The following is a 13,883-nucleotide window of genomic DNA, read 5'->3' as shown; positions in this document are numbered from 1 at the left end:
CTAGCAAACGGCACCGGGGGCTGGCCATCGTGTTTGCGCTTGTGACGGAGTTGTGGACAAAACGTGTGCGCAGAAGGGAGCGGGGCGAAGCGGAACCATGATCCCGTCCGTGGTAATTCACTATTGATTATCATTCTTAATTGATATATAGTATCGATTATCAGATGGGCTGGAGAGGAGCTCATCGGGAAGACGAGGGAGGAATCATGTCCGATATCACGAGAAGGAACCTGCTGAAGGGTGCTGCCGTCAGCGCCGCTTCGATTTCCGCGCTGGGCCTGTTGGCCGCATGCGGCGCCGAGCCGAAGGCCGACGCCACCACCGAGCCCGCAGCCGATACCTCGACCAAGACCGACGCCGGCGCCGGCAGCGAGTACGTCGCCGAGGTGCTCGATCCGCAGGCTATGCCCGATGCGGCCACCGCCAGCAACTTCAACATCATCTACGACAGCACGACCACCGTGGGCACCACCTACGAGAACCTCATGACGGCGATCACGGGCGAGACGGGCGCCACCACGAAGTACGAGGCGTTCTCCAAGGTAGCCAAGAACGAAGGCTTCGACGTGCTGGCCCGCCTGTTCCAGTGCACGGCCGACGCCGAGAAGATCCACATCGGGCTCGAGTACGATCTGGCGAAGGAGATCGACCCCGCCACCGAGAAGCCCGAGCCTCCCACGGTCGAGGAGCACGAGAGCGACATCAACCTGATCTCCGGCGCCAACGGCGAGATCTACGAGACGTCGGACATGTACCCCTCCTTCATCAAGAAGGCGCAGGAAGAGGGCAACAACAAGGCCGTGCAGGTGTTCACCCGCGCCAAGCTCGCCGAAGCCTACCACGCGAAGCTGTACATGGACGCGTACACCACCATCGACACCCCCTTCGACGGCAAGTACTACCTGTGCCCCATCTGCGGCTACATCCACAAGGGCGAGAACTTCGTCGCCTGCCCCATCTGCCTGGCCCCCAAGTCGTCCTTCACGGCGTACTAGGCCAACGCCGCCGAAACCGCAAAGCGCCCGAGCAAACGCTCGGGCGCTTTTTCGTGCGAAGACGAATGTTTCACGTGAAACATTCGTTCGTACCTAGCAAAAAGGCCGGCATCTGCCGGCCTTTGTTCGAGATTCGATGCGGTTTTGTTACAGTCCTAGGGCCTTCTTCAGGGCGGAGACGCGGCGGCGGGAGACGGGGATCTTCTCGTCCACGGCGTTCAGCGTGAGCAGCAGCGTGCCGCCCGACACCGATTCGATCTCCTCCACCATCGACAGGTTCACCAGGTAGCCGCGGTGCACGCGGAAGAACCCGTGGCCGTCGAGGCGCTTCTCCAGCTGGGCCAGGCTGACCGTGGAGAAGTAGCGATCCGTGTCCGTCTGCAGGTACGCGTAATCGTCGCGCGCCATGACGAAGCGGATCTTGTCGATGCCGATGAGGATCTTCTTGCCGCCCTTTTCGACGGGGATGCGCTCGGACTTCTGCGCCTGCACGTGCAGCGACACGTGCTCGCGCACGCGCGAGATGGCCTGCGACAGGCGCTCAGTCTCGACCGGCTTCACCAGGTAGTCGATGGCGTTCACCTTGAACGCGTCCAACGCGAACTCGCTGTACGCCGTCACGAACACCACCGCGGGCGGGAATTTGAGATGCTGCAACGCCTCGGCCAGCTGCAAACCCGTCGCTTCGGGCATGTTGACGTCGAGGAACATCACGTCGCACGGATATTCCTTCAGCTTCTCGATGGCCTCGCGCACGCTGGCAGCTTCGGCGACAACCTCGGTCTGCCCCAGTTCGTCAAGCAGGAACTTCAGCTCTGAACGCGCAGGAGCCTCGTCATCGACGATCATCGCTTTCAACACCTAAGCCTCCTACCTTCCGTACGTTTTCTTTCGCTCATTATAAGTCATGGAGCGCCGAAACCGGCCAAAAGCCGAAAGATAGGAACAACCAAACCGACGAAAGACCATCAACCGCCGTTGACCATCGGCAAACCTGCCGTTACCCGCGCGGGTCGTCCGTGAGGTAGCGGGCGCGCAGGGCCGCGCGCTTCTCGTCGGTGACGTTCAGCTGGTCGCGCACGTAGGCGTCGAGGCTGCCGTACTGCTTCTCCACGGCATCGAGCGCGGAGCGCAGGAAACGCGGGTCGGCGGAGTTGATCACGTGGATGCTCTTGTCCAGCTTGTCGCCCAGGCCGAACGAGGCCAGTGCGTCCATGATGTTCTGCGTCTCGGACTCCACGTACTTGTTCGTGACCAGGTAGTCCTGCTCGATGGCCTCGCGCGTGACGCCCAGCACGTACAGCAGCAGCGCGGCGGCCAGGCCGGCGCGGTCCTTGCCGATGGTGCAGTGCCACAGCACCGAGCCCTCGTCGGTGGCCAGCACGTCGGCGAAGAACTGCGCGAAGCCGCGCTGGCTCTGCTCGTCCAGCATCATGCGCTCGTACACTTCCTCCATGATGCTGGCCGGGTTCTTCTGCACCGTGCGCAGCATTTTGAGCGCCTGCATCATACCGCCTTCGCGCGTGACGCCGAACGTGGAGGTGCTCAGCACCGGCGCATCCACGAAACGCACGCCCATCAGGCCGTCCTCCGGGTCGGGATGCTCCTTGCGCTCCTCTTCGGTGCGCAGGTCAACAACCGTGCGCACGTGGTAGTCGTCCAACAGCACCTCGAGATCGCGGGTGGTGGCGTGGTCGAGCGCGCCCGAGCGCAGCAGGCGCGCGTGCTTCACGTAGCGGCCGTCGTCCGTGGGCAGGCCGCCCACGTCGCGCGTGTTGGGAAGGCCCTCCAGCACGATGCGGCCGCCTTCCTCGTTCTCGAGGCCCTCGGCCGGAGCGATGCCGATGGCAGGGGCAAAATCGGTGGGGACGGTATCGAATTCGGGCATGCGAACCACCTTTCAAAAGCAGAAACGCCCGAACCGGGCGCTTGTCGGCCGACGGGCCGTCGGGAAGGATGCGGCGCCCCGGCAGCGCGCGGCCGCCGGGGCGTTCGTACGGAAATCGTTACTACAGGTCAAGCTGCATGAGCTTATCGAGCGTGAGCGCGTAGATCTTGAAGGACTGCTTGAGCAGATCCTCGCTGACGCCCTCGTCGGGGCCGTGCATCATGCCGACCCATTCCGGATCCTTGATCCACGGCTTCTCGGGGCCGAAGCTGGCACCGCTCTTGAACTCGCGCGCGTACGTGCCGCCGCCCATCGTGAACGGCTTGGCGTCCTCGCCCGTGGCCTCGTTGTAGGCGTTCAGCAGCGCCTGGATCACCGGGCTGTCCGGCTTCACGAGGAAGGGCACCATGAGCAGCGTGTTCTCGAACGTGCCGCCGATCTCGTCGGTGAGCTGGCGCAGGCGCTCGCTGATCTCGTCGGCCGTGATAGACGTGGGGAAGCGGCTGTCGAGCGTCTGCACGAAGCGGTCGTCCTCGATCTTGATGGTGCCGCCGATGACGGTGAGCGGGCCGAAGTACTCGTCGGAGCTCTTGATGCCGATGCCGCTGCCGTCGGTGTGGTTGAGCAGCTTCTGGTCGAGTTCGAAGAACGCGCGCTCGCTGGCGGTGCACAGGTCGTGCTCCAGCAGGTAGTCCACAACGAGCCCGATGGCGTTCACGCCCTCGTCGGGAGTGGAAGCGTGCGCGCCCTTGCCAGCAGCCGTGAGCTTCGCGCGGCCTTCGCCGTCGGCCGTCACGGTGATGCGGTCGGTGTTCGGCAGGCTGGCGGCGTCGGCCTTCACCACGGCCTCGGCGATGCCGGGCACCGCGTTCGTGGCCGCGCCGCCCGTGAACTCGAGCACCACGCGGTCGGCGATGGGCTTGCTGGCGATCGTGCCGTCGTAGCCGCCCTTCTCGCCGTAGCACACGGGGAACTCGGCGTCGGGCGTGAACAGGAACGCCGGGTCCTCGTAGTGCTTGTGGTAGTACGCGACGTCGGCCATGCCCGATTCCTCGTTCGCGCCGAACAGGAAGCGGATGGTGTAGGGGAACGGCGGCACCTCGCCGGCGTCCTGCAGATCCTTCCAGAACTTCATGGCGTGCAGCGCCACCACGCTGGGGCCCTTGTCGTCGAGCGTGCCGCGGCCGACGAGGTAGCCTTCCTTGCGCGTGACCGCGTACGGCTCGAAGGTCCAGCCGGGACCGGCGGGAACCACGTCCATGTGGCCGATGATGCCCAGCTGCGTGTCGCTTTCGCCGGGGAAGTCGGCGAACCCGATGTAGCCCTCGGCGTCGTGGGTCGCGAAGCCCATGTCGCCCGCCAGCTTGAGCGCCGCGGCGAGCGCTTCCTTCGGGCCGGGGCCGAACGGCGCGCCCTCCGCCGCCTTGTCCAGCTCTTCGAAGCTGGGGATACGAACGAGCGTCGTGATATCGTCGACCATCGTCTCCCAGTTGTCCTCGAGGTACGCGTCGATTTTCTTGGTCAGTTCTTCGTGCTCCATAGGTGCCTCCCGACTCTCAAGTGCGCGTGCGGTACGTGAAACCGGCGCAGCCACCTGGCCGCGCGGCGAAGATCGTTCCATTATGACCGTTGCCGAATCGACATGCCAGGGCATCATGCATATGTTGAGCGATTGTCGCCGAAGGTTTGTCTCCCCTGCGCGGCATTTTGTCCTCGACGGGCACCGGGGCATCCGGTATACTTTCACGGTGCGCCCGAGTGGCGGAATGGCAGACGCGGCGGTCTCAAAAACCGTTGTCCTAGACGTGCGGGTTCAAATCCCGCCTCGGGCACCATCCGCATATGAAAACGAACCCCAACTCGGGGTTCGTTTCGTTTCACCCTATGAAGTCACGCAGGCGAAACGCGAGCATCACCTCAAAGAGCGTGTCCGCATCCGAAAGATCTATGCCAAATAGCTCTCGCATCCGTTTGACACGATAATTAACCGTGTTGGCATGAACCGAAAGATTCGCCGCCGTTTCAACGACGTTCTTGTTCGATTCCGCATACGTGCGAAGCGTTTTCAGATACTCGGTGCCGTTTTTCTCGTCGTAGCGGCTCATGGCCAAAATCGCTGGGTGCATAAGCCTTTCGAGCTCATGCGGGGGCAGCTTGGAATACCAGAACAAGGAAAACTCCTTGTAGCGATCGCAGCTGACCAACATTCCGGGCTCCGGGTCTCTCATTTGAGGAAAGCTCTGCATACACGAATGCACGTCCAAGCACGAAAGGACGTCATCGAACGAGCCGCTGACGAGCACAACGGTTTTGAAACTATAGGCGAGCTCACGGAGTTTATCCTCTGTTGACGAATCGATGTCACCGTCCGCGATATCGAACAGTACGTTGATCGTCTTTCCTTTTGAAACAACGGGGCTATCAAGAAAAATCCTCTGGATGGCCGAGCGAAGATACGATTCGGGCCTGTCTTCGGGCAAGGCAACGCAAATCATCCTCCACTCCCTGTTTTCATACGCTTTCCAATCCCTCACGCGCAACGCAAGCTGCGCGGAATTCGTTACCGCCCCGAAGAGAAGCGCCCTGAAAGCATCTTCGTTCGTGCGCTCGAATCCCCCTACACCATGAGCCGCGCACATAAGGGCAACCAGATGGGCTATCGTCGCGACTAGATCTCCGTCAACGGTCTCGAGGGGTATATCCGCTCGAGGGATGGACAGGTTTCCGTAGTAACGCGTCCCGATCGCGATATTGCAGAATATCTTCTCGACCCTGCCGTTTCCGACATCGCCTCCTATCTCATTTCCATCAAAGAGGTAGATCGGTTTGCCCTGGCTGTCGGCTTTGCGAACAACGTCGAGGAATGTATGGAATGCCAACTCGTCGTCCGCGAGCAATTGACGAATATCGTCGATGTCGGATGCTGGATAACCGGGAGAAGTGAATGCAAGCTCCAAATCGTTGTCAGGCGAAAAGCGGATGGGGGTTCCTATAAGCGCCGCGGCGGCATCTATGAACTGCTGCATGTCGACGCACTCGTACACCATGGGCAGCAGCGTCGATTCTGCCCTTATTGAAAGCATCGACATGTGCGCTCGACTTGTGCAAACACACAAGCCGCCCCCTCCCACGTTGGTAAAAATCCAATAACAGCGCCCTCAACTGGTCAGAACACTAAAATCTGCTCCCTTGTTTTTCTCATTATACTATACCGCACTATCCCCTTTGAGCGTATCTTGCTTACCAGCAAGCGCCTGCGTTCGTATAAAGAAACAAACTGAAGAACTGCTCGAATCAGCAGGAAGGGGATCTATCGTGGTCGAAAATCAAACGCCGGAAAGCAGTTTCACGCGACGCAATTTTATCAAGGGAGCCGCTGCAGGAATCTTCGGCACTGCCGCCATCGGAGCACTTGGGGGCTGTTCGCCAGCACAGACAGCAACCGCCCAGTCGGGTTCGTACACCTATGCGGATACGGTCAAATGGGACGGCGAATACGACGTACTCGTCATGGGATTCGGCGGAGCGGGAGCGGTTGCCGCTCACTACGCGGCGAAGAACGGCGCGGAGGTGCTGCTTTTCGACGTCGCGCCTGAAGGGCACGAAGGCGGCAACACCCGCTACTGCGCCCAATGCATCGCGTTCGGCAAGGAAGGGGACGAAGACAAACTCTTGGCTTACTACGAAGCGCTATCGGGAGGCATCGAGTACGACGAAGACGTCCTGCGCGCACTCGTCGACGGCATGGTTCAGATACCGAGCATCCTTGTGGACGAATACGGCATCGAGGAGGTGGCGAGTTTCAAAGGACAGGCGGCTTGGAACTGGGGAATTCCCGAATTTCCCGAACTCGAAGGCAGCGATGCCGTCGACGTGGGAACCATCAACGGCAAATTCTCCGATGCAGCCCTTTGGAATCTGTACCGAGACAAGGTGTATGAGGAGCAAAACCAAATCGACGTATGGTACGAGTCTCCCGGCACCGCGCTCATCCAAGATCCGGACACCTTGACGATACTCGGCGTAGCCATCGACCGGAAAGGCACCCCGCTCAACATCCGGGCACGGAATGGCGTCGTTTTAGCATGCGGAGGCTTTGAGAACAACCCGCGCATGGTAAACGACTATCTGGGACTTGCCGTCTACAACCCCATCGGAACGTTGTACAACCGAGGCGATGGCATCTCGATGGTTCTCGAAGCAGGGGCGGATCTTTGGCATATGGGCGTCTACGAGGGAATTCGATTTCTCGGAGGTGCTGGCCTCGAGGCTCCTATGGGCGAGCGATCTCCGTATGGAACCGTGGGCATTCCCGGATTCGATACGGGCGGCAGCTACGTTCTCATAGGCTCCGACGGCAGCCGGTACGTGAACGAGACCTACATGACCAGGCACGGGCACGTATCAGGGCACGGTGAGTGGCCCCACCCCCAGCATACGAAACACAATCACCTGATCATGGATCAGGCCCATTACGACCTTATCGCCCAGGCGAACCAGCTAGACGACAGAATGGCATCCCTGATTGTGCAAGCAGACAGCATCGAAGCCCTGGCAGCATCAATCGGCGCCGATCCCACAGTCCTGAAGAGCACGATCGAGAAGTACAACCTCTACGCGCAGCAAGGCGAGGACTGGGAGTGCGGTCGAAATGCAGAGACTATGAAGGAAATCGGTTCCGGCCCCTATTACTCGTTCCCTATGGTGGCGCGCATTCTGAACACCCAAGGCGGCCCACGCCACAACGCCAATTCGCAGGTCATGGATGTACAAGGCAATCCCATCCCGCATCTTTACGCTGCCGGCGAATTCGGTGGCTTCACGGCAAAGAACTACCAAGGCGCGTCGAATATGACAGAGTGTCTCGTGTTCGGAAAGATAGCCGGCACGAACGCGGCGGAAAAGAAGGGCGATCTAGCTTTGTACGCTGCTAAAAGCCAGGTGGAGTCCGATTTGAGTTACATCCTCGGAGCTGAAACGGATGCCGTCGGCAGTGCTGAGTACCAGGTTGCCGAAAACGAGTATGTAGGAGCGGCGTCAGGACTCGGCGGAGAGATCGTCGTCAAGATCAAGATGGACGATAGCACCATTGAGTCCGTAGAAGTGCTTAAGGAAAGCGAGACTCCTGAAATCGGCGGCGAAGCGCTCAAGAAGCTTCCGCAGATGGTCGTCGAAAAGCAGTCCCCCGACATCGACGCTATCTCAGGAGCTTCGGTCACCAGCAAAGCGTTTGCCGAAGCTGTCAAAGCGGCGCTAGAGAAAGCAGGGATGTAGCGCTCGAGTGACGCTCGACCGCCCACGGCGCGCGATGCGAGGCTCCTCCAACTCGCATCGCGCGCCCGTACGTTGGTAGTTACGTCTCCACGGCCGGGTTGCCGCAAACGCCGACGAACAGAGGGATGCCCTGCGACGACGTGATCTGGAACAGGAACGGACGGTCGAGCCGCAGCTCCACCTCCTCGCCCTCGGGGATCATCGCGGACATCTCGCTGATGCCGATGTTCGTGTAGGCGCTGGCTTCGGCGCCCTCTTCGTCCCAGGTGATGTGGCTTTCCTGCTTGACCATGGAGATGTACGCCAGCGTGGATGTGAGGTTCGAGAAATCGGCCCGGTCGTCGAACGCCGCCTGTACGCCCAGCCGCTCGAGCGCCGGGATCAGGTCGAACTCGGTGTCGAACGCGGCTTTCGGCACCACGTAGGTGATGAAGCCGTACTCGTCCTCGTTGGCGTCCACGGCGAAGGCCGCGGCCAGGCGCTGCTCGTCGGACAGCAGGTCGTCCACCGACACGCCCTCGTTCGGCAGGACGAACGTCATCATGGCGCCGCCCGTGAACGCGAGGCTGGCGCGCAGGAAGTCGTCGGTTCGGCGATACCCTTGCAGCGAGTCGATGCGCTGCGTCATGAAGTCGGTTTCGACGTCGCCCTCGGCGGCGTGGAACGTGGCGGGCGCGGTGTTCTCCGCATCGAACGTGTCCGTCCAGCTGCCCTTAAAGTACACGGTGTTGATGATGGACAGCAGCAGATCGCTCTCGGTTTTCACCTGGGGCTCGATGGTGCCGCCCGTGTTCTCGGAAATCCACGCGGCCATGGCCTGGTCGGTGGCCTCGGTGCCGAATTCCACCGAGAACGGCGTGGCGTAAAACTGGCCGGTGGCGGTGTCGATGAACGATTGCTCGAAGGGATTGCCCTTCGCCATCCAGATGGAGTTCGCCAGGTCGACCGTGGAGAAGGGGTCGGTCGCCAGCACGCGGAACAGGTTGCCGCACTGCTCGGGCACGTTCGCGCCAGCGGGCGCGCCCAGCAGCGCGTCGATCTCGTCGCGCGTCTGGCCCGCGGCGCCTTCGTTGGCGAGCGCCAGGGCGTAGTACAGGCTGAGCGGGGAGTACATGCGGTTCGCCGGATCGATCTCGCCGGCGCCGTTCGCGACGCTGGCGTCGTCGCTCAAAGCGGCGGCCGAGCTGCGGTACGCGAACGTCGACAGCGACTCCACGAACGACTGGTCGAGAGGGTTCTGCTCGAGCGCATCGAGCCATGCATCGGGATTATCCTCGGACGCTTTCTGCGGCATGACCGGCTGCGCCACCGCGAACTCGCTGGTCGGCTGCTGCGTCCCGCATGCGCTGAGCACCGCGCTTGCCGCCAGCAGCGCCACGAGCGCCGCGACCAGCGCGGCCGCCTTCCACGTGAGGCCGTCGCCTCGGTTCGCCTGTCGCTCCTGTCGCTCCATGGTGCTCCCTCCATCCGGCCCGTTTGATCCGTCAAAGGGTACCACGATCGAACAGGCCGAATTATCGGGAAAGCCGCTAAAAAAGCATGCCCAAGAACGCCGCGATGCCGCCCGTGACCGTCATGATGACCCACACGATAAGCCAGAACAGGCAGCCGAACCAGGCGAACAGCTTGCCGCCCTCGCTCCAGCCCCAACCGTCCTTGCCCATGAACCACGCGGCCAGCACGCCCAGCAACCCGCCGAACAGGCCCACGCAAAAGTAGCCGAACTTGGCCAACCCAGATATTTCGCGCATCGGAGACTCCTTTCGCTGTCGAAAAGAAGATAGTAGCCCCGACGCACGCTGCGCGGGCGACGATGCGCAATCCGTGACGAAGCCGATCACCCGTCGGTTACCGCCCGAAACGAAACGGGCCGCTTCTGCAAGAGGGATGAGCAGAAGCGGCCGTATGCGGAATAGCTTGGTTGGGTTGCGCTCGAGCGCTAGGCGCGCACCTCGCCGCCCTTCTTGCGGGCGGGGACCTGCTGGCCGGTGGCGGCCATGCGCTCCTCGTGGGTCATCTGCGCCAGCTCGTGCACGCGGTTCGCGTCCACGCCCAGCGCCTCGGCCAGGCGATCGCCGTACTCGGGATCGGCCTTGTAGCAGTGGGCTGCGTGGCGCAGGCGGATGTTCTCCGTGACGCCGTCCATGTTCGCGGCCGTGTTCGAGATGAGCACCGCGCGCTGCGGCTCTTCCATCAGGCGGTAGAGGTCGCCCGGCTGGTAGAACGTGTCGTCGGTGGGGTCGTCGGCGGGATCCCATGCGTCCATCGGGCCGAACAGGTCCAGCGGCGGCTCGGCCGCGTCGGCCTGCTGCTGCCACTGCCCGTAGCTGTTGGGCTCGTAGCCGATGGCGTCGCCGAAGTTGCCGTCCGTGCGCATCATGCCGTCGCGATGGAACTCGGCGTAGGGGCAGCGCGGCTTGTTCACCGGGATGTGGTTGTGGTTCACGCCCAGGCGGTAGCGCTGCGCGTCGCCGTACGCGAACAGGCGGCCCTGCAGCAGCTTGTCGGGCGACAGGCCGATGCCCGGCACGAGGTGCGTCGGCGCGAACGCGGCCTGCTCGACCTCGGCGAAGTAGTTCTGCGGGTTGCGGTTCAGCTCCAGCTCGCCCACCTCGATGAGCGGGAACTCCTTGTGGCTCCACGTCTTCGTGATGTCGAACGGGTTCTCCTTGTAGTTCTTCGCGGTGGCCTCGTCCATCACCTGGATGGAGAACGTCCACTTCGGGAACTCGCCGCGCTCGATGGCGTTGAACAGGTCGCGCTGGTGGCTCTCGCGGTCGCCCGCGATGATCTGGCCGGCTTCCTCGTCGGTGAGGTTCTTGATGCCCTGCTGCGTGCGCAGGTGGAACTTCACCCACACGCGCTCGTTGTCCTCGTTGATCAGGCTGTACGTATGGCTGCCGAAGCCGTGCATGTGGCGGTAGCTGGCGGGGATGCCGCGGTCGGACATGACGATGGTCACCTGGTGCAGCGCCTCGGGCAGGCTGGACCAGAAGTCCCAGTTGGCCTGCGCGGAGTGCATGTTGGTGTGCGGGTCGCGCTTCACCACGTGGTTGAGGTCGATGAACTTCTTGGGGTCGCGCAGGAAGAACACGGGCGTGTTGTTGCCCACGAGGTCCCAGTTGCCGTCGGGCGTGTAGAACTTCATGGCGAAGCCGCGGATGTCGCGCTCGGCGTCGGCCGCGCCGCGCTCGCCGGCCACGGTGGAGAAGCGGACGAACGCCTCGGTCTCCGCGCCGGGCTGGAGCACCTTCGCCTTCGTGTACGCGCTGATGTCGCCGGTCACCTTGAACGTGCCGTACGCACCCGAGCCCTTCGCGTGCATGCGTCGCTCGGGGATGACCTCGCGGTCGAAGTGCGCCAGCTTCTCGATCATCCAGTTGTCCTGGAGCATCATGGGGCCGCGCTCGCCCGCGGTCAGGGTGTGGTTGTTATCGGCGACGGGGTTGCCCACTTCGTTCGTGAGCTTCGTGGTATCGAATTCGTTGGCCATGGTGTGACCCTTTCCCTCTTGCCGCCTCATGCGCGGCGGGTTGTTTGATGAGGGCTACGATACCGGTTCGATTTCTGAAATGGAATACTAATTGATACTAATTCTCATTAAAGTCATAACTTGTTGTTCGGAGCCGCTAGAAGGGGCGCTGCGGGCATCGAACTTCGGACGGCCATCGCAAGCGTGGCCCCAAATGAGCACCTATGACAATTTTGACTGGTGATTTCGACTGCGTACGCCGCGCTATCGGAAACATCGCTCGCATAAGGCCAGGTCAGAAAATTCTCTCGGTGCTGCGGCGTGAGTTAGCCGTAACAAACTTTGTCATAGCTGCCCATTTGGGGCCACGGCGGACGTTTGCCTTGCGTCACGAATCGGCGCAGCACGCGCCCCTATCTCCTCAACCGCAATTCTGCACCAGACGGATAAATGTTTCACGTGAAACATCCTACTGCGGCGATCGCAGGCCACGTGCATCGAGGAGCGGCGGGGAGATCCTTCGTGTCGCACGCGCGATCTCGCGCCGCGCGGCTCTCGCCCACCCCTAGTCGCAGCGCAGCATCTCGTCCAGCTCGGTGCGGCTGTGGATGCCGAGCTTCTGGTAGATGCGACGGGTGTGCGACTTGAAGGTGCCGTTCGCGATGTAGAGCTCGCGCTCGATGTCGGCGGCGCTTTTGCCCAGCGCCAGCAGCTGGAACACTTCCTTCTCGCGGGGGCTCAGGCGGTACCGCTCGCCCAGCTCGGTGCAGCGCGCGGCGAATCGGCCCTGCTCGTCGCCGTCCTGCGCCAGCTTCCCCACGCCGAAGAACGACGCGCCCCACCGCGAGTACTCGCGCTCGGACAGCAGCACCATGCTGGCCACCACCACGAGGATCACGAGCGGCACCGACACGGCCGCGTCGTCGGGCATCACCGGGATGACCCCCTCCGCCATGCCAGCCGACACGAGGTGGCCGCCCACGCTGGCAAACATCACCAGCTCCTCGATGCCGCACAGCAGCACGGCCGAGACGCCGTAGCGATGCGACAGGTCGCACAGCAGCACCGTCAGCATGAGGAACATGAGCGCATAGCCCGCCGACACCAGCACGTCGGACACCGCGCTGTTCGACGAGAACGACAGCAGCGTGGCCAGCAACCCGCACACCATCAGCACGAACGGCGTACGGTACACCCGCGTGAAATCGAACTTGTGCGAGAAGAAGTACGACACGATGAACAGGATGGCCGAGGCCAGCATCACGCCGAAGATGAACAGGTCGTTCTGGAACGTCGCCGCGCCCTGCTTCACGCCCAGGACGAACTCGTACACGCCCAGGACGATGACGAGCTTCCACGGGAAGCGCAGCTTGCCCCACGTGCGCTTCGGCAAATCCACGAGGGGAATCTTCGCGAAACCCACCTTCAGGCACGCGAACGACAGCAGCGGCAACGCGAGCAGAGCCACCACCAGGCGCGACTCGCCCATACCGAAGGTCATCCACCCGATGACCGACCCCAGGAAGAACGCGCCCGACACGTACAGCACGATTTGCAGCGAGTTGAGGCACGCTTGCAGCTCGGCCCATTGCAGGATGGATAGCGCCGCGCCCACGCCGGCCAAGAGCGCGCTTGCCACGATGAGCGGGAAGGCCGCCGACGCCGACGCGCCCGCAGCTCCCGGCGACGCGGCCGCCAGCTCGTACAGCAGCACCGACGCCACCATGCACGCGGGCGCCACGATCACGACCGCGCGGCGCCGGTACAGCGGCGCCAGCTTCCGCGCCGCCACCACGCAGACGATGAACACGGGCAGCATCCCCAGGCTCATGAGGTCTTGGCCGAACCACGGGCTGTCGGGATAGAGTGCGGCGAACCGCGCGAACGATATGTCGTCCCACGCGCGCACGAACGCGAAGCCGAAGAAGCACAGCGACAGATAGCGCAGGTCGGCGATGCGCCGCTGCGCGTCGTGCAGCAGGTCGACCGGGGCGTCCTGCTCCCCCGCTCGCTCCCCTCCGCGCTCCCCTGTATGGCCTTCGGCTGTCTGCATGCTGGCATTGTACCAAACGCGCCACCCGGTCGCGCAGCCGGGCGGCGCTTTCTCCAAAAACAGGCTCCCATCTGCGCAGTTTACAGTTCGGGTTACAAAGTTCATACGCGGTTTCATCCTCGCAAAGCATTGCCGCGACCGCCGGGCGGGCGTACCTTCTGGTCATTCGCCAGGGAGGGCGACGACGGCCGGCCGGAACGC

The 13,883-nt window shown here is 62.5% G+C and carries 10 protein-coding genes and 1 tRNA gene; 3 read left to right on the top strand and 8 right to left on the bottom strand.

Annotated features, from left to right (window positions below):
- Nucleotides 1–206: 206 nt before the first annotated feature.
- On the top strand, nucleotides 207–995 hold the full coding sequence (ngr, locus tag GS424_RS00745; protein WP_160940708.1) for a nigerythrin: 789 nt from the start codon (nucleotides 207–209) through the stop codon (nucleotides 993–995).
- Between the two features lie 147 nt (nucleotides 996–1,142).
- Here the strand turns inward: ngr and GS424_RS00740 are convergent, their stop codons facing one another.
- From GS424_RS00740 to GS424_RS00730, 3 genes are all read right to left on the bottom strand, one after another.
- The gene (locus GS424_RS00740; protein WP_009305719.1) at nucleotides 1,143–1,856 is read right to left on the bottom strand and encodes a LytR/AlgR family response regulator transcription factor; all 714 of its coding nucleotides are present in this window, start codon (nucleotides 1,854–1,856) and stop codon (nucleotides 1,143–1,145) included.
- 139 nt (nucleotides 1,857–1,995) lie between these two features.
- Nucleotides 1,996–2,883: a tyrosine-protein phosphatase gene (locus GS424_RS00735; RefSeq protein ID WP_160940709.1), complete on the bottom strand. Its 888-nt coding sequence runs from the start codon at nucleotides 2,881–2,883 to the stop codon at nucleotides 1,996–1,998.
- 121 nt (nucleotides 2,884–3,004) lie between these two features.
- Nucleotides 3,005–4,423: a Sapep family Mn(2+)-dependent dipeptidase gene (locus GS424_RS00730; protein WP_160940710.1), complete on the bottom strand. Its 1,419-nt coding sequence runs from the start codon at nucleotides 4,421–4,423 to the stop codon at nucleotides 3,005–3,007.
- Nucleotides 4,424–4,635: 212 nt separating this feature from the next.
- Here GS424_RS00730 and GS424_RS00725 point away from each other — a divergent pair.
- Nucleotides 4,636–4,718 (top strand) — tRNA-Leu (locus GS424_RS00725).
- 42 nt (nucleotides 4,719–4,760) lie between these two features.
- Here GS424_RS00725 and GS424_RS00720 read toward each other — a convergent pair.
- Nucleotides 4,761–5,972, bottom strand: coding sequence for a PucR family transcriptional regulator (locus GS424_RS00720; RefSeq protein ID WP_160940711.1), 1,212 nt, complete (start codon nucleotides 5,970–5,972; stop codon nucleotides 4,761–4,763).
- A 226-nt stretch (nucleotides 5,973–6,198) separates the two neighbouring features.
- Here GS424_RS00720 and GS424_RS00715 point away from each other — a divergent pair, with 226 nt between their 5' ends.
- Nucleotides 6,199–8,157 carry an FAD-binding protein gene (locus GS424_RS00715; protein WP_160940712.1) on the top strand — a complete coding sequence of 653 codons (1,959 nt, stop codon included), beginning with the start codon at nucleotides 6,199–6,201 and terminating at the stop codon, nucleotides 8,155–8,157.
- 79 nt (nucleotides 8,158–8,236) lie between these two features.
- Here GS424_RS00715 and GS424_RS00710 read toward each other — a convergent pair whose 3' ends face one another.
- The 4 genes from GS424_RS00710 to GS424_RS00695 all read right to left on the bottom strand — a co-directional run bounded on the left by GS424_RS00710 (nucleotide 8,237) and on the right by GS424_RS00695 (nucleotide 13,682).
- Nucleotides 8,237–9,610 (bottom strand): serpin family protein, encoded by a 1,374-nt coding sequence (locus GS424_RS00710; RefSeq protein WP_160940713.1) that lies wholly within the window; start codon nucleotides 9,608–9,610, stop codon nucleotides 8,237–8,239.
- 76 nt (nucleotides 9,611–9,686) lie between these two features.
- Nucleotides 9,687–9,908, bottom strand: coding sequence for a hypothetical protein (locus GS424_RS00705; RefSeq protein ID WP_154332722.1), 222 nt, complete (start codon nucleotides 9,906–9,908; stop codon nucleotides 9,687–9,689).
- Nucleotides 9,909–10,096: 188 nt separating this feature from the next.
- On the bottom strand, nucleotides 10,097–11,650 hold the full coding sequence (locus GS424_RS00700; protein WP_160940714.1) for a catalase: 1,554 nt from the start codon (nucleotides 11,648–11,650) through the stop codon (nucleotides 10,097–10,099).
- Nucleotides 11,651–12,194: 544 nt separating this feature from the next.
- Nucleotides 12,195–13,682, bottom strand: a complete 1,488-nt coding sequence (locus GS424_RS00695; protein WP_160940715.1) for a helix-turn-helix domain-containing protein — start codon at nucleotides 13,680–13,682, stop codon at nucleotides 12,195–12,197.
- Between the last annotated feature and the right edge of the window lie 201 nt (nucleotides 13,683–13,883).

Source organism: Eggerthella guodeyinii (assembly GCF_009834925.2).
Classification (GTDB): domain Bacteria; phylum Actinomycetota; class Coriobacteriia; order Coriobacteriales; family Eggerthellaceae; genus Eggerthella; species Eggerthella guodeyinii.
This window is presented reverse-complemented; position numbering and strand designations above follow the sequence as displayed.